The sequence below is a fragment of the Pseudomonas sp. MMS21 TM103 genome, from assembly GCF_022132145.1.
Taxonomy (GTDB): domain Bacteria; phylum Pseudomonadota; class Gammaproteobacteria; order Pseudomonadales; family Pseudomonadaceae; genus Aquipseudomonas.
In genome coordinates this window covers 942,597-966,079 of the sequence record NZ_JAJISP010000001.1, presented here as the reverse complement: position 1 = coordinate 966,079, position 23,483 = coordinate 942,597, and the positions used below count along the sequence as shown (strand labels likewise).

21 protein-coding genes and 1 riboswitch are annotated in these 23,483 nt (G+C 64.4%); of the genes, 11 read left to right on the top strand and 10 right to left on the bottom strand.

Annotated features, from left to right (window positions below; all coding sequences use genetic code 11):
- Nucleotides 1-110 precede the first annotated feature (110 nt).
- Nucleotides 111-656, top strand: a complete 546-nt coding sequence (locus LJY18_RS04400; RefSeq protein WP_238040573.1) for a cytochrome b — start codon at nucleotides 111-113, stop codon at nucleotides 654-656.
- 63 nt (nucleotides 657-719) lie between these two features.
- Nucleotides 720-1,298: a YceI family protein gene (locus tag LJY18_RS04395; protein ID WP_238040572.1), complete on the top strand. Its 579-nt coding sequence runs from the start codon at nucleotides 720-722 to the stop codon at nucleotides 1,296-1,298.
- A 67-nt stretch (nucleotides 1,299-1,365) separates the two neighbouring features.
- Here LJY18_RS04395 and LJY18_RS04390 read toward each other — a convergent pair whose 3' ends face one another.
- The 5 genes from LJY18_RS04390 to ahcY form a co-directional block, all read right to left on the bottom strand.
- Entirely contained in the window at nucleotides 1,366-3,222 is a 1,857-nt protein-coding gene (locus LJY18_RS04390) for a DEAD/DEAH box helicase (protein ID WP_238040571.1), read from the bottom strand.
- Nucleotides 3,223-3,399: 177 nt separating this feature from the next.
- Nucleotides 3,400-4,191, bottom strand: a complete 792-nt coding sequence (locus LJY18_RS04385) for a substrate-binding periplasmic protein (RefSeq protein WP_238040570.1) — start codon at nucleotides 4,189-4,191, stop codon at nucleotides 3,400-3,402.
- Between the two features lie 194 nt (nucleotides 4,192-4,385).
- Nucleotides 4,386-5,759 carry a nucleotide 5'-monophosphate nucleosidase PpnN gene (gene ppnN / locus LJY18_RS04380; protein WP_238040569.1) on the bottom strand — a complete coding sequence of 458 codons (1,374 nt, stop codon included), beginning with the start codon at nucleotides 5,757-5,759 and terminating at the stop codon, nucleotides 4,386-4,388.
- A 241-nt stretch (nucleotides 5,760-6,000) separates the two neighbouring features.
- Complete coding sequence (gene metF / locus LJY18_RS04375) at nucleotides 6,001-6,846, bottom strand: methylenetetrahydrofolate reductase [NAD(P)H] (RefSeq protein WP_238040568.1); 846 nt, start codon at nucleotides 6,844-6,846, stop codon at nucleotides 6,001-6,003.
- Between the two features lie 154 nt (nucleotides 6,847-7,000).
- On the bottom strand, nucleotides 7,001-8,407 hold the full coding sequence (gene ahcY, locus LJY18_RS04370) for an adenosylhomocysteinase (RefSeq protein ID WP_238040567.1): 1,407 nt from the start codon (nucleotides 8,405-8,407) through the stop codon (nucleotides 7,001-7,003).
- Between the two features lie 23 nt (nucleotides 8,408-8,430).
- Nucleotides 8,431-8,525, bottom strand: a riboswitch (S-adenosyl-L-homocysteine riboswitch).
- A gap of 139 nt (nucleotides 8,526-8,664) precedes the next feature.
- Here ahcY and LJY18_RS04365 point away from each other — a divergent pair.
- The 3 genes from LJY18_RS04365 to LJY18_RS04355 all read left to right on the top strand — a co-directional run bounded on the left by LJY18_RS04365 (nucleotide 8,665) and on the right by LJY18_RS04355 (nucleotide 11,545).
- Nucleotides 8,665-9,285 carry a TetR/AcrR family transcriptional regulator gene (locus LJY18_RS04365; protein ID WP_238040566.1) on the top strand — a complete coding sequence of 207 codons (621 nt, stop codon included), beginning with the start codon at nucleotides 8,665-8,667 and terminating at the stop codon, nucleotides 9,283-9,285.
- 236 nt (nucleotides 9,286-9,521) lie between these two features.
- Nucleotides 9,522-11,036: a threonine ammonia-lyase, biosynthetic gene (ilvA, locus tag LJY18_RS04360; protein WP_238040565.1), complete on the top strand. Its 1,515-nt coding sequence runs from the start codon at nucleotides 9,522-9,524 to the stop codon at nucleotides 11,034-11,036.
- 68 nt (nucleotides 11,037-11,104) lie between these two features.
- Nucleotides 11,105-11,545: a DUF2269 family protein gene (locus LJY18_RS04355; RefSeq protein WP_238040564.1), complete on the top strand. Its 441-nt coding sequence runs from the start codon at nucleotides 11,105-11,107 to the stop codon at nucleotides 11,543-11,545.
- 131 nt (nucleotides 11,546-11,676) lie between these two features.
- On the opposite strand, the gene LJY18_RS04350 is transcribed toward LJY18_RS04355, so the two are convergent.
- Complete coding sequence (locus LJY18_RS04350) at nucleotides 11,677-12,330, bottom strand: HAD family hydrolase (protein WP_238040563.1); 654 nt, start codon at nucleotides 12,328-12,330, stop codon at nucleotides 11,677-11,679.
- Nucleotides 12,331-12,468: 138 nt separating this feature from the next.
- Between LJY18_RS04350 and LJY18_RS04345 the strand changes: the two genes are divergently transcribed.
- Both LJY18_RS04345 and ptsP read left to right on the top strand, forming a co-directional pair.
- Nucleotides 12,469-12,948 carry an RNA pyrophosphohydrolase gene (locus tag LJY18_RS04345; RefSeq protein WP_079203695.1) on the top strand — a complete coding sequence of 160 codons (480 nt, stop codon included), beginning with the start codon at nucleotides 12,469-12,471 and terminating at the stop codon, nucleotides 12,946-12,948.
- A gap of 19 nt (nucleotides 12,949-12,967) precedes the next feature.
- Complete coding sequence (gene ptsP / locus LJY18_RS04340) at nucleotides 12,968-15,247, top strand: phosphoenolpyruvate--protein phosphotransferase (RefSeq protein WP_238040562.1); 2,280 nt, start codon at nucleotides 12,968-12,970, stop codon at nucleotides 15,245-15,247.
- An 18-nt stretch (nucleotides 15,248-15,265) separates the two neighbouring features.
- On the opposite strand, the gene LJY18_RS04335 is transcribed toward ptsP, so the two are convergent.
- Nucleotides 15,266-16,012 (bottom strand): NRDE family protein, encoded by a 747-nt coding sequence (locus LJY18_RS04335; protein WP_238040561.1) that lies wholly within the window; start codon nucleotides 16,010-16,012, stop codon nucleotides 15,266-15,268.
- Nucleotides 16,013-16,151: 139 nt separating this feature from the next.
- On the opposite strand from LJY18_RS04335, the gene LJY18_RS04330 reads away from it, so the two are divergent.
- From LJY18_RS04330 to LJY18_RS04320, 3 genes are read left to right on the top strand one after another with little or no spacing between them, the layout of a single operon-like run.
- Complete coding sequence (locus LJY18_RS04330) at nucleotides 16,152-16,934, top strand: sulfite exporter TauE/SafE family protein (protein WP_238040560.1); 783 nt, start codon at nucleotides 16,152-16,154, stop codon at nucleotides 16,932-16,934.
- A gap of 9 nt (nucleotides 16,935-16,943) precedes the next feature.
- Nucleotides 16,944-17,747 carry a prolipoprotein diacylglyceryl transferase gene (lgt, locus tag LJY18_RS04325; RefSeq protein WP_238040559.1) on the top strand — a complete coding sequence of 268 codons (804 nt, stop codon included), beginning with the start codon at nucleotides 16,944-16,946 and terminating at the stop codon, nucleotides 17,745-17,747.
- A complete protein-coding gene (locus LJY18_RS04320) occupies nucleotides 17,744-18,538 on the top strand; it encodes a thymidylate synthase (RefSeq protein ID WP_238040558.1) in 795 nt (264 codons plus the stop codon). Before lgt ends, LJY18_RS04320 begins: the two co-directional genes overlap by 4 nt.
- 4 nt (nucleotides 18,539-18,542) lie before the next feature.
- Here the strand turns inward: LJY18_RS04320 and LJY18_RS04315 are convergent, their stop codons facing one another.
- From LJY18_RS04315 to LJY18_RS04305, 3 genes are read right to left on the bottom strand one after another with little or no spacing between them, the layout of a single operon-like run.
- Nucleotides 18,543-19,658, bottom strand: coding sequence for an ABC transporter permease (locus LJY18_RS04315; protein ID WP_238040557.1), 1,116 nt, complete (start codon nucleotides 19,656-19,658; stop codon nucleotides 18,543-18,545).
- A 1-nt stretch (nucleotide 19,659) separates the two neighbouring features.
- Entirely contained in the window at nucleotides 19,660-22,374 is a 2,715-nt protein-coding gene (gene rbbA, locus LJY18_RS04310; RefSeq protein ID WP_238040556.1) for a ribosome-associated ATPase/putative transporter RbbA, read from the bottom strand.
- Entirely contained in the window at nucleotides 22,371-23,336 is a 966-nt protein-coding gene (locus tag LJY18_RS04305; protein ID WP_238040555.1) for an HlyD family secretion protein, read from the bottom strand. The genes rbbA and LJY18_RS04305 overlap by 4 nt, the downstream gene beginning before the upstream one ends.
- Between LJY18_RS04305 and LJY18_RS22470 the strand changes: the two genes are divergently transcribed.
- Complete coding sequence (locus LJY18_RS22470; protein ID WP_269137665.1) at nucleotides 23,335-23,466, top strand: hypothetical protein; 132 nt, start codon at nucleotides 23,335-23,337, stop codon at nucleotides 23,464-23,466. The two genes, LJY18_RS04305 and LJY18_RS22470, sit on opposite strands and share 2 nt — an antisense overlap.
- Nucleotides 23,467-23,483 lie beyond the last annotated feature (17 nt).

Below are 23,483 nucleotides of genomic sequence, written 5' to 3'. Positions count from 1 at the left end.
ATATCGTATTTCCCGATATTTCAAAGCGAAAAATTCCGCTTTTAATCGATGGATTTGCCGTTACCCTTGCCCGATCTTTTTTGTCGATCTCCTGGTACGGAACCTTCTCGATGCAGTGGCACAACACTCGCTCACATTACGGGTTGATCAGCATTGCCTTGCACTGGCTGGTGGCGCTCGCGGTCTTTGGTCTGTTCGGGCTGGGTTACTGGATGGTCGGCCTGGACTACTACAGTGGCTGGTACAAGAGCGCGCCGGAGCTGCACAAGGGCATTGGCATCCTGCTATTTATGGTGATGCTGGTGCGCATCCTCTGGCGCTGGCTCAGTCCGGCACCGGCCAGCCTGGCCAATCACAGCCGCTTAACCCGGCAGGGCGCCAGGTTCGGCCATGCGTTTCTCTATCTGGGATTGTTCGTGTTGATGGTATCCGGCTACCTGATTTCCACCGCCGATGGCCGGGGGGTCGGTGTATTCGGCTTGTTCGAGGTACCGGCGACCCTCACCAGCATTGCCAACCAGGAAGATGTGGCCGGCCTGGTGCATGAGTACCTTGGCTGGACCCTGGTGATTTTCGCCGCTTTGCATGCGCTGGCTGCCCTGAAACATCACTTTATCGACCGTGATCGCACGTTGAGCCGCATGTTCGGTCGCTGAAACCCTACTGTCGCGTGGATTGACCCGCGTGGCGAATTATTCAACCTCATAAGGAGATTGCCCATGTTGAAGAAAACCCTCGTCGCCCTGGCACTCGGTTCCGCCCTGCTCAGTGCCGGCCATGTCATGGCCGCCAATTACGCCATCGACAAGCAAGGTCAGCACGCGTTCGTCAATTTCAAGATCAGCCACCTGGGCTACAGCTGGCTGTACGGCACCTTCAAGGACTTCGACGGCAGCTTCAGCTTCGACGACAAGAACCCGGAAGCCAGCAAGGTCAGCGTCACCCTTAATACGGTCAGCGTCGACACCAATCATGCCGAGCGCGACAAGCACATCCGCAGCGATGACTTCCTCAGCGTCGGCCGGCATCCGACGGCGACCTTCGAGTCCACTGCGGTGAAGTCCACCGGCGAAGGCACGGCCGACATCACCGGCAACCTGACGCTCAATGGCGTGACCAAGCCAGTGGTGATTGCCGCCACCTTTATCGGTCAGGGCGATGACCCATGGGGCGGCTACCGCGCTGGTTTTGCCGGCAGCACTACGCTCAAGCTGAAAGATTTCGCGATCGAGAAGGATCTTGGCCCGGCCTCTGCGGAAGTCGAGCTGATCATCTCGGTGGAAGGCGTGCGCCAGTAAGTCGAACGCGCCGCAGCAACAAAAACGCCGACCCTAGGGTCGGCGTTCTTGTTTTCGCAGGCGCTGCTTAGCTTTCGCGATTGCGCGTCAGCAAGGCAGGCTTCTCGCCCCGCGGCCGAGTGCTCGGCAGCTGGTCGAGTTGCTCGGTAGTGGGGAAGCGCTCAGTGCTGCGCGAACCCTTGTGCACGATCACCGGCTGCTTGTCACGAGGGCTTTTTACCGCGCCCTCTTGCCGTGGCAGTTCATCGCGGTTGAGCGAGGTGGTGGTCTCACGCGAGTCGCGTGGCGGCCGGGCGCGGCCGGAGCCATTGCGTCCTTGCCCGCCCGAACCCTGGCGCTTGCCTTGGTTGGCAGCAGCGCCAGCACCGGCGCCTGCCCCGCTGCGTGGGTTCTTGCTTGGTGTGCGTGGGGCTTGGCCAACACCATTGCTGGCACTGGGACCCGAAGCAGGCGCACCGGGCCGACGGCCACGGTTCTGCTGCTTGTTCTGGTTCGGGCTGACATAGTCGGCCCGATTACCGAAGTTATCGATTTCGTCGTCGCGGAACTCATCCGGCGCCCGATCCGGTGGCAGGGCGGGTACTGCCGGCGCCGCGGCCCGGCCGGATTGAGTATTGCGCGGCTGCTGCGAGCGGGCCGCCTGAGGCTTGGACTTGCCGCTGTCCTTGCCCTTGTCCTTGCGACCGCCGCCATGGCGCTCGCCTTCAGGCTTGGCGCCGCGGGGTTGGCGCGGTTTCTGTGGCTCGCGCACTTCCGGGCGCTCCGCCTCGACCGTGCTGGCGTCGAAACCGAGCAGGTCGCCATCGGCGATTTTCTGCTTGGTCATCCGCTCGATGCCCTTGAGCAGTTTTTCTTCATCGGGAGCGACCAGCGAGATCGCCTCGCCACTACGCCCGGCGCGACCAGTACGGCCGATGCGGTGAACGTAGTCTTCCTCGATATTTGGCAGCTCGAAATTGACCACGTGCGGCAGTTGGTCGATGTCCAGGCCACGGGCGGCGATATCGGTGGCAACCATGATCCGTACGGCGCCGGCCTTGAAGTCGGCCAGGGCTTTGGTGCGGGCGTTCTGGCTCTTGTTGCCGTGGATCGCCACGGATGCCAGGCCATGCTTGTCGAGGTATTCGGCCAGACGGTTGGCGCCGTGTTTGGTACGGGTGAACACCAGTACCTGTTCCCAGGCGCCGGCGCTGATCAGGTGAGCGAGCAGGGCGCGCTTGTGGCTGGCCTGCAGGCGGTATACGCGTTGTTCGATGCGCTCGACCGTGGTGTTCGGCGGCGTGACCTCGATGCGCTCGGGGTTGTGCAGCAACTTGCCGGCAAGGTCGGTGATGTCTTTGGAGAAGGTCGCCGAGAACAGCAGGTTCTGCCGTTTGGTGGGCAGGCGAGCCAGGACTTTCTTCACGTCATGCACGAAGCCCATGTCGAGCATGCGGTCGGCTTCGTCGAGGACCAGGATTTCCACGTGGGACAAATCCACGGCACGCTGGCCGACCAGGTCGAGCAGGCGACCAGGGCAGGCCACCAGGACGTCGACGCCCTTGGCCATGGCTTGCACCTGGGGATTGGTGCCGACACCGCCGAAGATACAGGTGCTGACGAATTTCAGGTCGCGGGCATAGACCTTGAAGCTCTGGTGCACCTGTGCGGCCAGTTCGCGAGTGGGGGTGAGCACCAGTACGCGGGGTTGTTTCGGGCCGTGGCGGTGCTCGCGATCGGGGTGACCGTTGGGGAACAGCAGTTCCAAGATCGGCAGGGCGAAGCCGCCGGTTTTACCCGTCCCTGTTTGGGCGGCAACCATCAGGTCGCGGCCTTGCAACACGGCGGGAATGGCCCGCTGTTGCACCGGGGTAGGCTGGGTGTAGCCCGCTGCCTCGATGGCGCGGACTAAAGCCTCGGAGAGACCGAGGGAGGCAAAGGACATGAGTAATCCTGTCTAGTGAGGGCGAGGCCCTATGGGGTGTATTGCCTGACTTGAATCGCGCTTGGGGGGCGCAATCCCGTCCGGTACTGCTGGTCTCTGGTGACTAGCATCCGGGCGCAAGCCTGGCGGGAATGGTGGAGTATAGCAGAGCAATGCCCTTGCGCAGCGTTCGCCTGCTTAATGGTTTGCCGTCTTGCTTGGGGGCTGTGCTGCGCGTCGGGGCCGATCCGGGCTGTTGTAGCGTGCTTTCAAGGCGGCATAGGCCGGTTCCTGTTTGAAGCGCCGCAGTTCACTGGCGAAGCGTTGGGCCAGTTCATCGTGCCCGGCGTTGCGGCGCAGGCCCAGGTACAACGGATTGCGACTGATGACCTGAGGGTGATGCCGGATCTGCTCCTCGAGGCCGGTCTGGGCCAGGATAAAGTGGCCGCTTCGACGGTCGTTGATCACCAGGTCGACCCGTTTGCGCACCAGCTTGCCGAAGTTGGCCGCGTGGCTGGGGGCCGACTCACGGGTAAACAGCGTGGATTCACGGAAGTCCCGGTTGCTGTACCAGTAGCCGGCGGAGACCCCGACTTTCAGCCCGCGCAAATCAGTCAGGTGCTGGAAGGGATGAGGGTTGGCCTTGGCGTAGAACAGCACAAAATCGATCTGTGACAGTGGCTCGCCGGGAAACAGCATCGAGGCTTCGCGCTCCGGGGTGTGGAAAATGCCCAGGATACCGTCGGCTTGGCCCTGTTCCAGCGCCATCAAGCAGCGTCGCCACGGCAGCAGTTGCCATTCGACCTCGACATCCAGGCGTTGCAGGACGATCTGCGTGGTTTCGTAGTCGAGGCCGCGCAGTACGCCGTTCTCCGTATGGATATAGGGTGGCCAGGCTTCACTGACAATGCGCAGCGGCTGACCCTGGGCCGCGAGGCTCAGGCAGGCGAACAGCAGGGCGGCGATTAATTGGCGGTGGAATAATGGCATTGCGCCAGATTACCCGGCCAGCGTGGCGCTGAAAAGTGGCCTCATGGCCAAGCCCGCGTGCTTGGTTCACAAAAAAGGCCCTCGCGCCTTCCGGGAGGGCGCGATGAGCCTGCTCAGTGGGTATGAAAATATCGAGCGCTATCGCGAAACCGACCCCAGGCGGTCGCAGAAGGCGGACGCTTGTTGACGATATCTCAGGTCACCAGTTTGTAGCAGGGTACGTAGGCCGTGTTGCCCGGCAGCTTCATGCGGTGCTGCTCGACAAAGGCCTGCAGCAGGCGATCCAGTGGCTGCATGATGTCCTGGTCGCCGGTGATCTCGTAGGGGCCGTGCTGCTCAATCCGGCGAATGCCCTTGTCTTTGACGTTGCCGGCGACAATGCCAGAGAACGCGCGGCGCAAATGCGCGGCCAGTTCATGCACCGGCTGATTACGGGTCAGTTTGAGGCTGGCCATGTTCTCGTGGGTGGGCTCGAAGGGATGCTGGAAGTGCTCGTCGATCGTCAGCAGCCAGTTGAAGTGGAAGGCATCATTCTCTTTGCGTCGGTACTGCGTGACCTCGTTGATGCCTTGCGCCATCTCCCGCGCCACCTGGCTCGGGTCATTGATGATGATTTTGCAGCGCTGCTGCGCTTCGGGGCCGAGGGTGGCGCCGATGAATTCATGCAGTTGCTCAAAGTAGGGCGCGGCTTTTTTCGGCCCGGTCATGATCAGCGGGAACGGCAGGTCCTTGTTGGCCGGGTGCATCAGGATGCCGAGGAAGTACAGCAACTCTTCGGCGGTGCCGGCGCCGCCGGGGAAGATGATGATGCCATGGCCGACGCGGACAAACGCCTCGAGGCGCTTTTCGATATCGGGCAGGATTACCAGTTCATTGACGATCGGGTTGGGTGCTTCGGCGGCGATGATACCCGGCTCGGTCAGCCCCAGGTAGCGTCCGCCGACGATGCGCTGCTTGGCATGGGAGATGGTGGCGCCTTTCATTGGCCCCTTCATCACCCCGGGGCCGCAGCCGGTGCAGATGTCCAGGCCGCGCAGGCCCAGTTCATGGCCGACCACCTTGGTGTATTTGTACTCTTCGGTGCTGATCGAATGGCCGCCCCAGCACACCACTATTTTCGGCTCCACCCCGGCGCGCAGAGTGCGGGCATTGCGCAGCAGGTGAAAGACGTAGTCGGTGATGCCTTTGGAGCTGCTGAAATCCACTCGCTTGTTTTCCAGCTCGCTCTGCGTGTAGACGATATCGCGCAGGGCGCTGAACAGCATTTCCCGGGTGCTGGCGATCATTTCGCCATCGACGAAGGCATCGGCTGGCGCGTTGCACAGCTCCAGGCGAATGCCGCGGTCCTGTTGATGAATGAGGATCTCAAAGTCCGGGTAGGCTTCCAAGATGGTCTTGGCGTTGTCGCTGTGCGAGCCGGTATTGAGGATTGCCAGGGCGCACTGGCGGAACAGGGCGTAGACGCTGCCGGAACCGGTCTCGCGCAGTTGTTGCACCTCGCACTGCGACAGGGTTTCCAGGCTGCCCTTGGGGGTCACTGTGGCGTTGGTGGTTTTTCTTGTGATCATCTGGCGCTCCATGGTTGTTATCCCGCTCAAGCCATATGGGGCCGGAGGCGCGGTCATGAGATGGGGGTGGGCAGTCCCGCAGCGTTTGCCCTGGATTGGCGATGCTGCCGGGCTCGCTTTACGGCTGCGTTTGCATTCAGCCTAACAGGCTGCGGACAGCAAGCCTCGCCCTTGCGGACCTGCAGCGCCTCCGTCTGCCTGCAACCAGGCAGGCGGAGGCGTCACGCAGAAATCCAGAGCTTCAGCGCGGCAGCTTGAGGTTGTTCCAGATTGCCAGGCTGGGGTCTGCCAGGTTCATGCTGTAGAAGTGCAGGCCCGGTGCGCCGCCCTGCAGCAGGCGTTCGCACATCTCGCTGATCACCTGCTCGCCGAAGGCGCGGATGCTGTCGCTGTCGTCGCCGTAGGCCTCCAGCTGCTTGCGCACCCAGCGTGGAATCTCGGCACCGCAGGCGTCGGAGAAGCGCGCCAGCTTGCTGTAGTTGGTGATCGGCATGATGCCTGGCACCACCGGAATATCCACACCCAGCTTGCGCACCCGCTCGACGAAGTAGAAGTAGCTGTCGGCGTTGAAGAAGTACTGGGTGATCGCGCTGCTGGCACCGGCCTTGGCCTTGCGTACGAAGTTGGCGATATCGTCCTCGAAATTGCGCGCCTGCGGATGCATCTCCGGGTAGGCGGCGACTTCGATATGGAAGTGGTCGCCGGTTTCTTCGCGGATGAAACTGACCAGTTCGTTGGCGTAGCGCAGCTCGCCGCTGGCCATGCCCATACCGGACGGCAGATCGCCGCGCAGGGCGACGATGCGCTCGATCCCGGCCTTCTGGTACAGGCCCAGCAGCTCGCGCAGTTCGGCCTTGGAATCACCGACGCAGGACAGGTGCGGCGCCGTGCTCACGCCGACATCGTTATTCAGCTGCAGCACGGTATTCAGGGTGCGGTCGCGGGTGGAGCCGCCAGCACCGTAGGTGCAGGAGAAGAAATCCGGGTTGTAGCTCGCCAATTGACGTGCCACGTTCAACAGTTTTTCATGCCCGGCTTCGGTCTTGGCAGGGAAGAACTCGAAGCTGTAACGGCGTTCTTGAGACATAGGGCTTTCCAGTTAAAACAAGCCAGGCTTGGGCGTAGGGTGGGAGGGCGCATGACGCCTGAGCAAAGGTTTACCGTGGTATCTGCGCGGCACCTAACCCACCAAGGTTGTCGATGGGGCGGGCCGCTGCGCGGCTCGACCCGTCCTGCGGCTATTAGTAACGATAGGCGTCCGGCTTGAACGGGCCTTCTTGGGTGACGCCAATGTACTCGGCCTGCTGCTTGGTCAGTTGCGTGACCACGCCGCCAAAGCCCTTGACCATCTCCAGCGCCACTTCTTCGTCGAGCTTCTTCGGCAGGACTTCCACTGTCAGGCGTTTGGCTTTCTGGGCGGCAGGCAGGTCGGCGAATTTCTGGCCGAACAGGAAGATCTGCGCCAGCACCTGGTTGGCGAAGGAACCGTCCATGATCCGGCTCGGGTGGCCGGTGGCGTTGCCCAGGTTGACCAGGCGGCCTTCGGCCAGCAGGATCAGGTAGTCGTCATTGAGCGGATCAAGGTCTTTGCCGGTGCGGTGGATCTTGTGCACCTGCGGCTTCACCTCTTCCCAGGCCCAGTTCTTGCGCATGAAAGCGGTGTCGATTTCATTATCGAAGTGGCCGATGTTGCAGACCACGGCACGCTTCTTCAGGGCGGTGAGCATATTGGCGTCGCACACGTTGACGTTGCCGGTGGTGGTGACGATCAGGTCGATCTTGCCCAGCAGGGTCGCGTCGATGCTGGCGGCAGTGCCGTCGTTGATGCCATCGATAAAAGGCGAAACCAGTTCGAAGCCGTCCATGCAGGCCTGCATGGCGCAGATCGGGTCGATTTCAGAGACCTTGACGATCATGCCTTCCTGGCGCAGCGATTGCGCCGAACCCTTGCCCACGTCGCCGTAGCCGATCACCAGCGCCTGCTTGCCGGACAGCAGGTGATCGGTGCCGCGCTTGATCGCGTCGTTGAGGCTGTGGCGGCAGCCGTACTTGTTGTCGTTCTTGCTCTTGGTCACCGAGTCGTTGACGTTGATCGCCGGGACTTTCAGGGTGCCGGCCTTGAGCATGTCGAGCAGGCGGTGCACGCCGGTGGTGGTTTCTTCGGTGACGCCATGCATCTTGTCGAGCATAGCCGGGTATTTGTTATGCAGGATCTCGGTCAGGTCGCCGCCGTCATCGAGGATCATGTTGGCGTCCCATGGCTGACCGTCCTTGAGGATGGTCTGCTCGATGCACCATTCGTATTCGGCTTCGGTCTCGCCTTTCCAGGCGAACACCGGGATGCCGGCGGCGGCGATGGCCGCGGCGGCCTGATCCTGGGTGGAGAAGATGTTGCAGGACGACCAGCGCACTTCGGCGCCCAGGGCAATCAGGGTCTCGATCAGCACGGCGGTCTGGATGGTCATGTGGATGCAGCCGATGATCTTCGCGCCCTTGAGCGGTTGCTCGGCGGCGTACTTGCGGCGCATGCCCATCAGGGCGGGCATTTCCGATTCGGCGATGATGATTTCGCGGCGGCCCCATGCGGCCAGGGAAATGTCGGCGACTTTGAAGTCGGTAAAATCGGCAGGCGTCAGTACAGCGCTCATAAATGAGTTCTCCATTCGTTTGTGTCGAATGGGCGCCGTTGATGCGTATGGTTAACGCCCCATCCGAGCCTGACAAAACCCTAGATTGACAGGGTTTGCTGCAGCGCCCCTCGGACAGGTGGCGGGAGCGACCGGGCTGTGCCGATCGTGTGAAACCTGGCGATTATAGCGATGCCGCGCGCCAAGCCCAAGGCTTTCCGTCGCCCGGGAAGGAAGTGGGTGGTAGCCTTGGCCAATTCCGCCGCAATGGACCGAACATGGGCAATCACAAGAGCGCGATTCGTCGGCGCAACGTCGACAAGATTCTTCTGGCCGCCGAGCAGGTCTTCGCCGAGAAGGGCTATGGCGGCACTTCCATGGGCGACATCGCCGAGCTGGTCGGGCTGCCGCGTTCCAACCTGCATTATTACTTCAGCACCAAGGACGACCTCTATCGCGCGGTGCTGCTCGGCCTGCTCGAGGTGTGGAAGCAGGACGCGCTGTGCTTCGAGATGTACGACGATCCACGGGTGGTGCTCACTACCTATATCCGCGCCAAGATGAACCACTCACGCACCCGCGCGCATGGTTCCAAGGTCTGGGCCGACGAGATCATCCATGGCGCCCCCATGCTTGGCGCGACCCTGGATGACAGCCTGTACAGCTGGGCGAAGATGAAGGAGGCGAAGATCCGGCAGTGGGTCGAAGACAAGCGCATCCTGGCGGTGGAGCCGTCCGCGCTGCTCTACATGATCTGGGCCTCGACCCAGCACTACGCCGACTTCAGCCATCAGGTCGGGGTGCTCAACGATCACCAGCCGCTGTCCGACCTGCAGTTCGAGCGGGCGGTGCAGACGGTGACCAGTGTGATTCTGCGTGGAATAGGCCTGGAGTCCTGAACCATAGAGGGCGGCGGTTCGCGACTGAAGCCGCTCCTGCGTGGGAGCCAGGCGCTCTGGTAATTGGTCGCTCGGTGTTCCCCGGCTGCTCTCCAGCGGCCTGCATGCGACTGATGGCGGCGAATCGCCGTCCGGCTGCGCTGCCCGCCGGCAAAACCCCGGGTTTCGTATGGTCGTTCGGCGCGGGCCTGGGGTAGACTCGCGGACTCCCTCGAAAAGCCGCCTGCGATAACGCCATGCTCGAACAGTACGTCAAGATGATCCTCACCTCGCGCGTCTACGACGTCGCGGTGGAAACGCCGTTGCAAACCGCCAGCCAATTGTCCGAGCGTCTGGGCAGCCAGATTCTGCTCAAGCGCGAAGACTTGCAGCCGGTGTACTCGTTCAAGATTCGCGGCGCCTACAACAAGCTGGCGCAGCTCTCGGCCGAGGAACGTGCGCGTGGGGTGGTTACTGCCTCCGCCGGCAACCATGCCCAGGGCCTGGCCCTGGCGGCCAAGGTGCTGGGGGTCAAGGCGACCATCGTGATGCCCAAGACCACCCCGGAGATCAAGGTCCAGGGCGTGCGCTCGCGCGGCGGCAAGGTGGTGCTGCACGGCGACAGCTTCCCCGAGGCGCTGGCCTATTCGTTGAAACTGGTGGACGAGAAGGGCTACATCTATATCCACCCCTATGACGATCCGCACACCATTGCCGGCCAGGGCACCGTCGCCATGGAAATCCTCCGCCAGCAGCCGGGTCAGCTCGACGCGATCTTCGTGCCGGTCGGCGGCGGCGGCTTGATCGCCGGCATTGCCGCCTATGTCAAATACCTGCGGCCCGAGATCAAGATCATCGGCGTCGAGCCGGACGACTCCAACTGCCTGCAGGCGGCCATGGCTGCTGGCGAGCGGGTGGTGCTGCCACAGGTCGGGCTGTTCGCCGACGGCGTCGCGGTGGCGCAGATCGGCCAGTACACCTTCGATGTCTGTCGGCACCATGTCGACGAGGTGATCACCGTCAGCACCGACGAGATCTGCGCGGCGATCAAGGACATCTACGACGACACCCGCTCGATCACCGAGCCGGCTGGCGCCCTGAGCGTCGCCGGGATCAAGAAGTACATCGAGCGCGAAGGCAGCAGTGGTCAAGTGCTGGTCGGCATCGACTCGGGTGCCAACGTCAACTTCGACCGCCTGCGCCATGTCGCCGAGCGTGCCGAGCTGGGCGAGAAGCGCGAGGCGATCATTGCCGTGACCATTCCCGAGCAGCCGGGCAGCTTCAAGGCCTTCTGCGAGGCGATCGGCAAGCGCCAGATCACCGAGTTCAACTACCGCTACCACAGCGACAAGGAAGCGCACATCTTCGTCGGCGTGCAGACCCACCCGGAAAACGACCCGCGCGCCGCCCTGGTGGAAAACCTGCGAGGCCAGGGCTTCCCGGTGGTGGACCTGACCGATAACGAGCTGGCCAAACTGCACATCCGCCATATGGTCGGCGGTCATGCCGCGCGGGTGCGCGACGAGGTGGTGCTGCGCTTCGAGTTCCCTGAGCGGCCGGGCGCACTGTTCAATTTCCTGCAGAAACTCGGTGGGCGCTGGAACATCTCGATGTTCCACTACCGCAACCACGGCGCCGCCGATGGGCGGGTGGTCGCCGGCCTGCAAGTGCCTGAGGCCGAGCGCCATCTGGTGCCGGCGGCACTGGATGCGATCGGCTATCCGTACTGGGACGAAAGTGAAAACCCGGCGTACACCCTCTTTCTGGGTTGACCGGCCGTCGTACACCGCATTGCTTAACGACTTATTGCGTCGGTCATCCGACAGGGAACAACCGCATTATGGATTCATACCTGCTTCTGCGAATTGCTCACAGCCTGCCCGCCATTCTGCTGCTGCTCGGGGTGCTGGCCCATGTCTTCATGTTGTGGAAGGCCCGGCGTGGTGGTGATGCTGACATCTTGCAGCGCAAGCTGCGGCGCACCCGCATGATCAGCCTGCCGCTGCTGGGCTTGCTGGCGCTGAGCCTGCCGGTCAGTGGCTGGGGGCTGGTGAATATGCGCGGTTGGCCGCTGGGCCAGACCTGGTTGCTGGGTAGCAGCATCCTGTTCGCGGTGATGATGCTCTTCGGTCTGCTGCTCGCCGGTCGCCTGGCCGCCTGGCAGGCACTGGGTGAAGCGCCGGCGTCCAGCCGCCTGCTGGGCTTTACCGCCGCCTATGCCGGGCTGATCGTCCTGCTGTTGCTGGTGATCATGGGCCTGATGGGCGCCAAGCCGGCCTGACAGTTGGCGCTTCTCCCCGCCGGCAGTCCGCCGGCGCGGCGCAACCTTGATGGGCCGTCGCTGCGCGCCGAACGGATCGCCGCCCGGCCGCCCAGCGCTGGGCGGCCTACGAAGCAAGCTCAGCGGGTTGTTCAGCGCAACGAAATGATCGGCCAGCCGCGCTGTTCGGCTGCGGCCCGCAGGTTCGGGTCGGGATCGACTGCTACGGGGTGGGTGACTTGCTCCAGCAGCGCCAGGTCGTTCATCGAGTCACTGTAGAAGCAGCTGTCGGCCAGGCTGAAACCGGTTTCCGCCAGCCAGCGGTTGAGCCGGGTGACCTTGCCCTCCTTGAAGCAGGGTACGTCGGTGGTGCGTCCGGTGTAGCGCCCGTCGGCCATTTCGCATTCGGTGGCCAGCAGGGTGTCGACGCCCAGGCGGGCGGCGATCGGTGCGGTGACGAAGCGGTTGGTGGCGGTGATGATCAGCAGCTTGTCGCCGGCGGCGCGGTGCTCCTCGAGCAGGGCTTCGCCCTTGGCCAGGATGATCGGTTCGACGCAGTCGCGCATGAACTCGCGGTGCCACTGCTCGAGTTGCGCCATCTCGCTGCGGCCAAGGATGGCCAGGCTGAAGTTCAGGTAGTCGCGGATATCCAGGCGACCGGCCAGGTAGTCCTGGTAGAACTCGTCGTTGCGCGTCTTGTAGGCGACACCATCGAGAATGCCGCGTTCGCACAGGTAATCGCCCCAGGCGTGATCGCTGTCGCCGCCGAGCAGGGTGTTGTCGAGATCGAATAAAGCCAGACGCACAGGGCACCTTTGAACAAAATCTAGAAGGGCGGTCAGGATAGCGACTTTTCCCCGGCCTGCCCATTCGGGTGCTCGCGTTGCCGCTGTTGCGACCTTTGTGGAACAATGCTGAAACATGCGTTTACGAGGTTGTGCGCCGTGATCGATCCTGATGGTTTTCGCCCCAATGTCGGCATCATTCTGACCAATGATGTCGGCCAGGTGCTCTGGGCGCGTCGGATAAACCAGGACGCCTGGCAGTTCCCGCAAGGCGGGATCAACGACTATGAGTCACCGGAAGAAGCGCTGTACCGCGAACTGAACGAAGAAGTCGGCCTGGAACAGCAGGATGTGAAAATTCTCGCCTGCACGCGGGGTTGGTTGAGGTATCGTCTGCCTCAGCGTCTGGTTCGTACCCACAGCCAGCCGCTGTGCATCGGCCAGAAACAGAAGTGGTTCCTGCTGCGTCTGACGTCCGACGAACAGCGGGTCCGCATGGACCTGACCGGCAAGCCCGAATTCGATGGCTGGCGCTGGGTCAGCTACTGGTATCCGTTGGGCCAGGTGGTCACATTCAAGCGCGAGGTCTATCGTCGCGCCCTCAAGGAACTCGCTCCGCGCCTGCTGGCACGGGACTGACACGGACTAGAGCCGAGCCATGCTCAATACGCTACGCAAGATCGTCCAGGAAGTTAATGCTGCCAAGGATCTCAAGGCGGCCTTGGGCATCATTGTGCAGCGGGTCAAAGAGGCCATGGGCAGCCAGGTCTGCTCGGTCTACCTGCTCGACCCCGAGACCAATCGCTTCGTGCTGATGGCCACCGATGGCCTGAACAAGCGCTCCATCGGCAAGGTCAGCATGGCCCCCAACGAGGGCCTGGTCGGACTGGTCGGCACCCGCGAAGAACCGCTCAATCTGGAAGACGCCGCCGCTCACCCGCGCTACCGCTACTTCGCCGAAACCGGCGAGGAACGTTATGCCTCCTTTCTAGGGTCGCCGATCATCCACCACCGCAAGGTGATGGGCGTGCTGGTGATCCAGCAAAAGGAGCGGCGCCAGTTCGACGAGGGCGAAGAAGCCTTCCTGGTGACTATGAGCGCTCAGCTCGCCGGGGTTATCGCGCATGCCGAGGCAACCGGTTCGATCCGTGGCCTGGGCAGGCAAGGCAAGGGCATCCAGGAGGCCAAGTTCATTGGCGTGCCGGGTTCTCCCGGTGCGGCGGTGGGCACGGCCGTGGTGGTGCTGCCGGCGGCCGACCTGGAGGTGGTGCCGGACAAGCACGTCGAGGACGTCGCCGCCGAGTTGCTGCTGTTCAGCACCGCTCTGGACGGCGTGCGCAACGACATGCGCGCCTTGTCGGCGAAGATGGCCAGCCAGTTGCGTCCGGAAGAGCGCGCGCTGTTCGATGTCTACCTGATGATGCTGGAAGACGCCGCCCTGGGTAACGAGGTGGTCAAGGTCATCAAGACCGGGCAGTGGGCCCAGGGGGCCTTGCGCCAGGTGATCGGCGAGCACGTCAATCGCTTCGAGCTGATGGACGATGCCTACCTGCGCGAGCGCGCCTCCGACGTCAAGGATCTCGGCCGGCGCCTGCTCGCCTATCTGCAGCAGGCGCGCCAGCAGACCCTGGTGTATCCCGATAATTGCATCCTGGTCAGCGAGGAACTGTCGCCGGCCATGCTCGGCGAAGTGCCCGAGGGTAAGCTGGTCGGCCTGATCTCGGTGCAGGGCTCAGGCAACTCGCATGTGGCGATCTTCGCCCGCGCCATGGGTATTCCCACGGTGATGGGGGTGGTCGACCTGCCCTATTCGAAGATCGACGGCATCCAGCTGATCGTCGACGGCTACCATGGCGAGGTCTTCACCAACCCCAGCGAGCTCCTGCGCAAGCAGTATGCCGAGGTGGTCGAGGAAGAGCGTCAGCTGACCCAGGGTCTCGATGCCTTGCGTGGCCTGCCGTGCGAGACGCTGGACGGTTACCGTATGCCGCTGTGGGTCAACACCGGCCTGCTTGCCGATGTGAAGCGCGCTCAGGAGCGCGGCGCCGAGGGCGTGGGCCTGTACCGTACCGAAGTGCCCTTCATGATCAAGGAGCGTTTCCCCAGCGAGAAGGAACAGCTGGCCATCTATCGTGAGCAGCTGGTGGCCTTCCATCCGTTGCCGGTGACCATGCGCAGCCTGGATATCGGCGGTGACAAGGCGCTCAGCTACTTCCCGATCAAGGAAGAAAACCCCTTCCTCGGTTGGCGCGGCATCCGCGTCACCCTCGACCACCCGGAAATCTTCCTGGTGCAGACCCGCGCCATGCTCAAGGCCAGTGAAGGCCTGGATAACCTGCGCATCCTGTTGCCGATGATTTCCGGCATCCAGGAGCTGGAAGAAGCGCTGCACCTGATTCACCGTTCCTGGGGCGAGGTGCGCGACGAGGGCGTAGACATCCCTCTTCCGCCGGTGGGGGTGATGATCGAGATCCCCGCAGCGGTCTATCAGGTTCGTGAGTTGGCGCGTCAGGTCGACTTCCTCTCGGTCGGCTCCAACGACCTGACCCAGTACCTGCTGGCGGTGGACCGCAACAACCCGCGCGTCGCCGATCTCTACGACTTTCTCCACCCAGCAGTGCTGCAAGCGCTGTGCACGGTGGTCGAAGGCGCCCATGCCGAAGGCAAGCCGGTGAGTATCTGTGGCGAAATGGCCGGCGACCCGGCGGCGGCAGTGCTGCTGATGGCGATGGGTTTCGACAGTCTGTCGATGAACGCCACCAACCTGCCCAAGGTGAAGTGGCTGCTGCGTCAGATCAGCCTGGGCAAGGCCAAGGAGCTGCTGGCGCAGGTGATGACCATCGACAATCCGCAGGTGATCCACAGCACCCTGCAACTGGCCCTGCGCAACCTCGGCCTGGGCCGTATGATCAATCCGGCGTCGGATATCCAGGCCTGAATCCCAGGCGGGAAGCTCCTAGCGCTCGATCCTCACCTCGTTCAGGTAGGCGCCAAAGGGGCCGTAGCTGCGCTCGACCAGGGTTCGCGAACCGTCGGCCTTGACCAGCAGCACCGTGCTGGCGCGGGTGCCATAGCTGTGGGTGGCGATGAAAATGCTCGAGAGCAGGCGTTCGGTATTCAAGCCTACACCGGTGTCGGGTAGGCGGGCGTCTTCGACCTGTTGGCAGTCATGGAGCAAGTCCAGTAGCGACGGAATCTGTGGCTCTATCAGGCATTCATCGAGCAACGCCTTGGCTTTTTCCACCTTGGGCCAGGGCGTATCCAGTTCGGCATTCGACAGGCCGTAGAGCCCCCCCGTCAGTTGCACGGGCTCGCCTGCGCGTGAGTTCAGCAGCCAGAGTTGCTGGTGGTCGCCGAGTAGTAGGTTGAAAGCCGAATAGTCGCCGGCGCGTTGCGTCAGGTCGTGCAAGAAGGCTTGCGGATCGAGCGGGCCACTCAGGAACTGGATGGGAAGCTCGCCCCTGGAGCGGCCTCGCGGCGGCTGGCGCGGGTCGCGGATATTGGTCAGCGCGGCGAAACGGCCCCCGGGGCCGACACCCAGCCAGGTGCCGCCGGCCTGTTGATCGCGCCCCGCGATCACTCCAGGCAGGTCCGGCCATTGCGCCAGCGGCAGGCTGGGGCGTTCATAGAATTCGTCGCGGTTGGCCGCCATGACCAACGGCAACTCATGGCCGGGACGCCAAGCGAATACGATCAGGCACATGGGAGTCCTATCGGGGGCAGCAGGCTTGAGGTACTAAGATTGAAGCGTAGCTGTCCTATTGTGCAAGTCCCAAGTCCGCTCCGCGCTTCCCGCATCAGCCTGCGGCGATTACCATTGCGCATTGTTTTCGGGGGTGGCGATGGAAATCTTGCTGTATTTGGTGCTTGGCGCCGCTGCTGGCGTTCTGGCCGGGCTGTTCGGTGTCGGTGGTGGGATCATCATCGTGCCGGTGCTGGTATTCAGTTTCGCCGCCCAGGGTTTCGACCCGAACGTGCTCACCCACCTGGCGGTGGGGACTTCGCTGGCGACCATCGTCTTCACGTCGGTCAACTCGGTACTGGAACACCATCGGCGCGGAGCGGTGCGCTGGCCGATCTTCGTCTGGATGACCCTGGGTATCTTGTTGGGCGCGGCCCTGGGGGCCATGACCGCCGCGGCGATCAAGGGGCCGCAGCTGCAGAAGATCATCGGCGTGTTCGCGATCCTTGTTTCCCTGCAGATGGCCCTGGACCTTAGACCCAAGGCCATCAGCTCGGTCCCTGGCAAATTGGTGTTGACCGTCGCCGGTGGCGTAATTGGCTGGGCTTCGGCGATTTTCGGGATTGGCGGCGGTTCGCTCAACGTGCCCTTCCTGACCTGGCGTAGCGTGCCCATGCAGCAGGCGGTGGCCACGTCCGCCGCCTGCGGCCTGCCGATTGCCGTGGCCGGTGCGCTGACCTTCATGTGGCTGGGTTGGGACAGCCCGCAATTGCCGCAGTGGAGCCTGGGCTTCGTCTATCTGCCCGCCATGGCCGGGATTGCCTTCACCAGTATGTTCTTTGCCCGTTTTGGCGCACGCTTGGCGCATCGTCTGTCGCCACGCCTGCTCAAGCGCCTGTTCGCCTTGCTGCTGTTCAGCGTTGGCGTGAATTTTTTGATGTGAGGAATTAACATGCTGCCTTACCCGCAGATCGACCCCGTGGCTATTGCCCTGGGCCCGCTGAAAATTCACTGGTACGGCCTGATGTACCTGATCGGTATCGGTGGCGCCTGGTGGCTGGCCTCGCGCCGCTTGAGCCGCTTCGAGCCGAACTGGAACCAGGAAAAGCTCTCCGATCTGGTGTTCTGGGTGGCCATGGGGGTGATCCTCGGCGGTCGCCTGGGCTATGTGCTGTTCTACGACCTGGCGGCCTATATCGACCAGCCGAGCCTGATCCTGCAGGTGTGGAAGGGCGGCATGTCGTTTCACGGCGGCTTTATCGGCGTGATGCTGGCGACCTGGTGGTTCGGCAAGCGCAATGGCAAGAGCTTCTTCCAGTTGATGGATTTCATCGCGCCGCTGGTGCCGATCGGCCTGGGCGCCGGGCGCATCGGCAACTTCATCAACGCCGAGCTCTGGGGCAAGGCCACCGACCTGCCCTGGGCCATGGTCTTCCCCACCGATCCCGAGCAACTGGCGCGCCATCCCTCGCAGCTCTACCAGTTCGCCCTGGAAGGTGTGGCGCTGTTCGCCATCCTCTGGTTCTACTCGCGCAAACCGCGGCCGACCATGGCGGTGTCGGGCATGTTCGCCGCCTGTTACGGGCTGTTCCGCTTTATCGTCGAGTTCGTCCGGGTGCCGGATCCGCAGCTCGGCTATCTGGCCTGGAACTGGCTGACCATGGGCCAGGTGCTCAGTCTGCCGATGATTCTGCTCGGCGTGGGCCTGATCTGGTTCGCCTACCACCGCCAAGCCGTCCAGGGAGCCGCCCGATGAAGCAGTACCTCGACCTGATGCGCCTGGTGCGCGACACCGGCACCTTCAAGAGCGACCGCACCGGCACCGGCACCTACAGCCTGTTCGCCCATCAGATGCGCTTCGACCTGGCCGCCGGTTTTCCCCTGGTGACCACCAAGAAGTGCCACCTGAAATCGATCATTCACGAGCTGCTGTGGTTTCTTCAGGGCGACACCAACATCCAGTACCTGAAGGACAACGGCGTGCGCATCTGGGACGAGTGGGCCGACGAGAACGGCGACCTCGGTCCGGTCTACGGCTATCAGTGGCGCAACTGGCCGGCGCCGAACGGCCAGTCGATCGACCAGATCAGCAAGCTGATCGAGATGATCAAGCACAACCCGGACTCGCGCCGCCTGATCGTTTCGGCCTGGAACCCGGCGCTGGTCGAGCAGATGGCCCTGCCGCCGTGTCATGCGCTGTTCCAGTTCTACGTCGCCGACGGCAAGCTGAGCTGCCAGCTGTACCAGCGCTCGGCCGACATCTTCCTCGGCGTGCCCTTCAACATTGCCAGCTACGCGTTGCTGACCCTGATGGTGGCCCAGGTCTGCAACCTGCAGCCGGGTGACTTCATCTGGACTGGCGGTGACTGCCACCTGTACGCCAATCATCTCGAGCAGGCCGACCTGCAACTGAGCCGTGAGCCGCTGCCGCTGCCGACCATGCAGCTCAACCCGGCGGTGAAGGATATCTTCGCCTTCAGGTTCGAGGACTTCGAACTGCTCGGTTATCAGGCCCATCCGCACATCAGCGCGCCGGTCGCCGTCTAAGAGCCTAGGCCGTCAGGCTGCTGCGAAAGCGTCGTAGCGCCAGGCCGAAGAACACCAGGCCGATCGCCGTCAGCGCCGCCAGCTCGGGCCAGAGCACGCCCGGGCCGGCGTCGCGGAACAGGATCGAGGTGCTCAGGCTGAGGTAATGAGTCGATGGCGAGAGCTGCATCAGCTGCTGCAGCCACACCGGCATGCTCTCCATCGGCGTGCTGCCGCCGGAGAGCATCAGCATCGGAATGATCACCGGGATCGCCAGCAGGCCGAACTGCGGGATCGAGCGCGCCAGGGTGGCGAGGAAGATGCCCAGGGCCGTGCTGGCGAACAGGTAGAGTGCGGTCACCGCGAGGAACAAGGCGAGCGAGCCGGCCAGCGGCACGCCGAGCGCACCCTTGACCACCAGTTCCAGCGAAAGCCAGGTACAGATCACCACCACCAGGGCGTTGCTCCAGATCTTCGCCAGCATGATCTCCAGTGCGGTCAGCGGCAGCACCAGCAGGTGGTCGAGGGTGCCGTGCTCGCGTTCGCGCAGCAGCGCGGTGCCGGTCAGCAACACGGCCAGGATGGTGATGTGGTTGACGATCTGCAGCAGTGCGAGGAACCAGCCGCCCTGCAGGTTGGCGTTGAACAACGCGCGGCTGGTCAGCCCGACCGGCGCCTGTGCGGCGGCGTCCGGATGGGCGTAGTCGAGCAACTCGCGCTGCAGGATCCGCCCCAGATCGCGCGCGCCCATGAACGCCTGGCTCATGGCGGTGGCGTCGACGTTGAGCTGCAGGGCCGGCTGGCGCCCGGCCAGCAGGTCGGCCTGGAAGTTCGCCGGGATGTCGATGACGAAGGTGAAGCGACCGCTGTCCAGGGCCGCGTCTAGCTGGTCGTAGGGCAGCAGCTCGGGGATCTGGAATTCCGGTGGCTGCAGTACCTCGGCCAGGCGCCGCGACAGCGGGCTGCGGTCCTCGTCGACCATGGCCACGCTGGCATGGTGCACGCCGATCACCGAGCCGGTGGCCGGCATGTACACGGCCACGCTGAAGGCATACAGCAGGAACAGCAGCAGCACGCTGTCGTGGCGCAGGCTGGTCAGCTCCTTGAGGCCGAGGCGGAAGATATGCGCCAGCTTGTTCACCCTAGACCTCCTGCTTCTTCAGCAGCCACACGCTGAGCGCGCTGGCGATGAGGAAGAAGCCCAGCAGCGCCAGGCATTGCGGCCACAGGCTGCGCAGGTCGAGGGCCTTGGTGAAGGTGCCGACGGCGATGTCGAGAAAGTGCCCGGCCGGGAACAGCTGGCCCATCAGCGCCGAGCCGCCTGCCAGCGAGGAGCGCGGCACGATCAGCCCGGAATACTGGATGGTCGGCAGGGTGGTGATGATCACCGTGCCGAGGATCGCGGCGATCTGGGTGCGGGTGAAGGCCGAGATCAGCAGGCCCAGGCTGGTGGTGGCGAGCAGGTAGAGCAGGCCGCCGAGGGCCAGGGTCAGGCCGCTGCCCTTGAACGGCACGCCGAACAGCAGGCGGTTGAGCGCCACCAGCATGGCCAGGTTGAGCAGGCTGATGACCAGGTAGGGCAGCTGCTTGCCGAGCAGGAACTCCAGGCGGGTCAGCGGGGTGGCGTAGAAGTTGCTGATCGAGCCCAGCTCTTTTTCCCGCACCACGCCCAGGGCGGTGAGCATCGCCGGGATGAAGGCCAGGATCAGCGCCATCACCCCGGGGCCGATGGCGTGCACGCTGACCACGTCCTGGTTGTAGCGAAAGCGCGTCTGCAGGCTGGCGACGGCTGGGGCGGCGAGGGCCGGGCTGCTCTCCCGGGCCAGGCGCTCGAGGTTGGCTAGGTGCACCGCCTCGACGTAGTTGCGGCTGGTCTCGGCGCGAAACGGCATGCCGCCGTCGAGCCAGGCGGCCACCTGCGGCTGGCGCCCGGCCAGCAGGTCGCGGCCGAAGCCCGGCGGGATCTGCAGCGCCAGCTTCAGCTCCGAGCGTTGCAGGCGCCGGTGCAGTTCGCCGGCGTCGGCGATAGGCGCGCGCTCGTCGAAGTAGCGCGAGCTGCGGAAGGCCTCCAGGTAGGCGCGGCTGTGCGGCGACTGGTCCTGGTCGAAGGCGGCGAAGGCAATGTGCTCCACGTCCAGGGAGATGCCGTAGCCGAAGACCACCATCATGAACAAGGCGCCGAACAAGGCGAAGGCCAGGCGCACCCGGTCGCGCAGCAGCTCCATGCTCTCGCGCACGGCCAGGGCGCGCAGGCGGCGCAGGCTGAAGCCGGGCTGCAGCGGCGCCGTGCCGGCGGTCGCGGCGGCAACAGCCGCTGGCGGCGGCACGGGGCTGTCGCCCTGGGCCTGCTCCAGGCAGCGGACGAAGGCCTGCTCCAGATCCTGCGCGGCGAACTGCTGCTGCAGTGCGGCCGGGGTGTCACAGGCCAGCACCCGGCCGGCATGCATCAGCGAGATGCGGTCGCAGCGCTCGGCCTCGTTCATGAAGTGGGTGGAGAGGAAGATGGTCACCCCCTGCTCGCGCGACAGCTCCAGCAGCAGGCGCCAGAAGTCGTCGCGCGCCGCCGGGTCGACGCCGGAGGTGGGTTCGTCGAGGATCAGCACCTCCGGGCCATGGATCACCGCCACCGCCAGCGACAGCCGTTGGCGCAGGCCCAGCGGCAACTCGCCGGCCGCGTCGCCGGCGTGTTCGGCCAGGCCGAAACGCTCGATCAGCGCCTGGCTGCGCGTGCGGCCCTCGGTCGCCGGCAGGTCGAACAGGCGCGCGTGCAGCTCCAGGTTCTGCCGCACCGACAGCTCGCCGTACAGCGAGAAGCTCTGCGACATGAAGCCGACCCGCTTGCGCGTGGCCAGGTCACCGGCGTCCACCGGTTGGCCGAGCAGGCGGGCACTGCCGGCGCTGGCCGGCAGCAGGCCGGTGAGGACCTTCATGGTGGTGGTCTTGCCGCAGCCGTTTGAGCCGAGGAAGCCGAAGATCTCGCGGCGGCGGATGGCGAAGCTGACCTTGTCCACCGCGGTGAAATCGCCGAAGCGCAGGCTCAGCTCGCGGGCCTCGATGGCGATCTCGGCAGACTGCGCGGGCAGCGGCGGGATCAGCAGCGCCTGGCGCGGCGCCGCGCCGCCCTGGAAGTGGGTGAAGGCTTCGTCCAGGTGGCCGCTGGCGGTGACCCTGGCCAGCTCGGCGGTACGGCCCGCGGCGATCAGCCGGCCGCGGTCGAGCATCAGGCAGCTGTCGAACTGCTCGGCCTCCTCCATGTAGGCGGTGGCCACCAGCAGGGTCAGCTGTGGCCGCCCGGCGCGTACCTGCTCGACCAGTTCCCAGAAGCGCCGGCGCGACAAGGGGTCGACCCCGGTGGTCGGCTCGTCCAGGACCAGCAAGTCCGGCTCGTGGATCAGCGCGCAGCACAGCCCGAGCTTCTGCTTCATGCCGCCGGACAGCTTGCCGGCCGGGCGCTCGGCGAAGGCCGTCAGGTCGGTGGCCGCCAGCAGGTTGGCCATGCGCGCCTGGCGCTCGGCGCGGCTCAGGCCGAACAGGGTGGCAAAGAAGTGAATGTTCTCTGCGATCGACAAGTCGGGGTAGAGGTTGTGCCCCAGTCCCTGGGGCATGAAGGCGATGCGCGGGTACAGGCTGGTGCGGTGGCGGCGTTGCTCGATCGGCCCGCCGAGCACCTCCAGGCGGCCGCGCTGCAGCTTCTTCACCCCGGCGATCAGGCCCAGCAGGCTGGACTTGCCGGCACCGTCCGGGCCGATCAGGGCGCAGCGCGCACCGACCGCCAGTTCGAAGTCGATGCCGTCCAGCGCCAGCTGTTTGCCGTAGCCATGCTGCAGGCCTTCGGCGCGGATCGCCCAGTCGCTCATTGCAGCTCGGCCGGCCAGGCGACCTCGGCGCTGCGCACATAACCGACGCCGGGCATGCCCGGCTTGGCCTGGGGCACGGCGGCCGGTTCGCTCAGGCGCAGCTTGACCCGGAAGACCAGCTTCTGCCGCTCGTCACGGGTCTCCACCTCCTTGGGGGTGAACTGCGCCTTGGCCGCGACATAGGCGATCCTGGCCGGCAGCGGCCGCTCGGGCAGGGCATCGAGCAGCACCCGCGCCTCGTCGCCCTGGGTCAGGCGGCCGGCCAGGGCGGCGGACAGGTAGAGATTCATGTACTGCTCGTCGGGATTGATCAGCAGCAGCACCCGCCCGCCGGCGCCGAGCACTTCGCCGGGTTCGGCCAGGCGCAGCTGGACGAGGCCGTCGAGTGGTGCGCGCAGGTTGCTGTCGTCGATTTCGCTGCTCAGCTGGGCGACCAGCGCCTGGGCCGCGCCGATCGCCGCGCGAGCCGCCGAAACTTGGGCGCGGGCGGCCTCCAGGGCGGCGCCGGCAGTATCGAAGCGCGACTGCTGCTGGTCGAGTTGCTGGCGGCTGGTGTGGCCACGTTGGAACAGCTCGCGAAAGCGCTTGAGGTCCTGCTCGGCCAGCCGCCGCTCGCTGTTGCGCAGGCGCACGGTGGCCTGGCTGGCGACCAGATTCTCCTCGGCGCGGCGCACCTCGGCCTCGGCCTGGGCACGCTGGGCCTCCAGGGTGCGGGTATCCAGGCGGGCGAGCAGCTGGCCCTGGGTCACCCGGTCGCCCTCCTGCACCCGCACCTCGGCCAGGCGCCCGGGGTACTTGCTGGCGATCTGCACCTCGGTGGCCTCGAGGCGTCCATTGCCCATGGCCAGACCTTCGGGCAGGCGTTCCCTGAGCGACAGCCAATAACCGAACAGGCCAGCGGCGAGCAGCCCAAGCAGCAGGGGCACGATGAGCAGGCGCGAAGGGCGGAGGTCGCGAGGCATGAATGGCATCCTGCAGAGTGACTCGGCCAGTGTGGCAGCGCTGGCGGTGCAGATATTGACCGGCATCAAACGGGACGCCTGCAACCCCGAGGAGCCCGCGAGCCAGGCCGTAACCGGGCACTGGCGGTGATTTTTGCTACCCTGGCG

What these genes read in the sequence shown, in the direction of transcription:
- LJY18_RS04400 (WP_238040573.1), top strand. Translation starts at nt 111, where the DNA reads ATGCAGTGGCACAACACTCGCTCACATTACGGGTTGATCAGCATTGCC.
- LJY18_RS04395 (WP_238040572.1), top strand. Translation starts at nt 720, where the DNA reads ATGTTGAAGAAAACCCTCGTCGCCCTGGCACTCGGTTCCGCCCTGCTC.
- LJY18_RS04390 (WP_238040571.1), bottom strand. Translation starts at nt 3,222, where the DNA reads ATGTCCTTTGCCTCCCTCGGTCTCTCCGAGGCTTTAGTCCGCGCCATC.
- LJY18_RS04385 (WP_238040570.1), bottom strand. Translation starts at nt 4,191, where the DNA reads ATGCCATTATTCCACCGCCAATTAATCGCCGCCCTGCTGTTCGCCTGC.
- ppnN (WP_238040569.1), bottom strand. Translation starts at nt 5,759, where the DNA reads ATGATCACAAGAAAAACCACCAACGCCACAGTGACCCCCAAGGGCAGC.
- metF (WP_238040568.1), bottom strand. Translation starts at nt 6,846, where the DNA reads ATGTCTCAAGAACGCCGTTACAGCTTCGAGTTCTTCCCTGCCAAGACC.
- ahcY (WP_238040567.1), bottom strand. Translation starts at nt 8,407, where the DNA reads ATGAGCGCTGTACTGACGCCTGCCGATTTTACCGACTTCAAAGTCGCC.
- LJY18_RS04365 (WP_238040566.1), top strand. Translation starts at nt 8,665, where the DNA reads ATGGGCAATCACAAGAGCGCGATTCGTCGGCGCAACGTCGACAAGATT.
- ilvA (WP_238040565.1), top strand. Translation starts at nt 9,522, where the DNA reads ATGCTCGAACAGTACGTCAAGATGATCCTCACCTCGCGCGTCTACGAC.
- LJY18_RS04355 (WP_238040564.1), top strand. Translation starts at nt 11,105, where the DNA reads ATGGATTCATACCTGCTTCTGCGAATTGCTCACAGCCTGCCCGCCATT.
- ptsP (WP_238040562.1), top strand. Translation starts at nt 12,968, where the DNA reads ATGCTCAATACGCTACGCAAGATCGTCCAGGAAGTTAATGCTGCCAAG.
- LJY18_RS04335 (WP_238040561.1), bottom strand. Translation starts at nt 16,012, where the DNA reads ATGTGCCTGATCGTATTCGCTTGGCGTCCCGGCCATGAGTTGCCGTTG.
- LJY18_RS04330 (WP_238040560.1), top strand. Translation starts at nt 16,152, where the DNA reads ATGGAAATCTTGCTGTATTTGGTGCTTGGCGCCGCTGCTGGCGTTCTG.
- lgt (WP_238040559.1), top strand. Translation starts at nt 16,944, where the DNA reads ATGCTGCCTTACCCGCAGATCGACCCCGTGGCTATTGCCCTGGGCCCG.
- LJY18_RS04320 (WP_238040558.1), top strand. Translation starts at nt 17,744, where the DNA reads ATGAAGCAGTACCTCGACCTGATGCGCCTGGTGCGCGACACCGGCACC.
- rbbA (WP_238040556.1), bottom strand. Translation starts at nt 22,374, where the DNA reads ATGAGCGACTGGGCGATCCGCGCCGAAGGCCTGCAGCATGGCTACGGC.
- LJY18_RS22470 (WP_269137665.1), top strand. Translation starts at nt 23,335, where the DNA reads ATGAATGGCATCCTGCAGAGTGACTCGGCCAGTGTGGCAGCGCTGGCG.
- LJY18_RS04305 (WP_238040555.1), bottom strand. Translation starts at nt 23,336, where the DNA reads ATGCCTCGCGACCTCCGCCCTTCGCGCCTGCTCATCGTGCCCCTGCTG.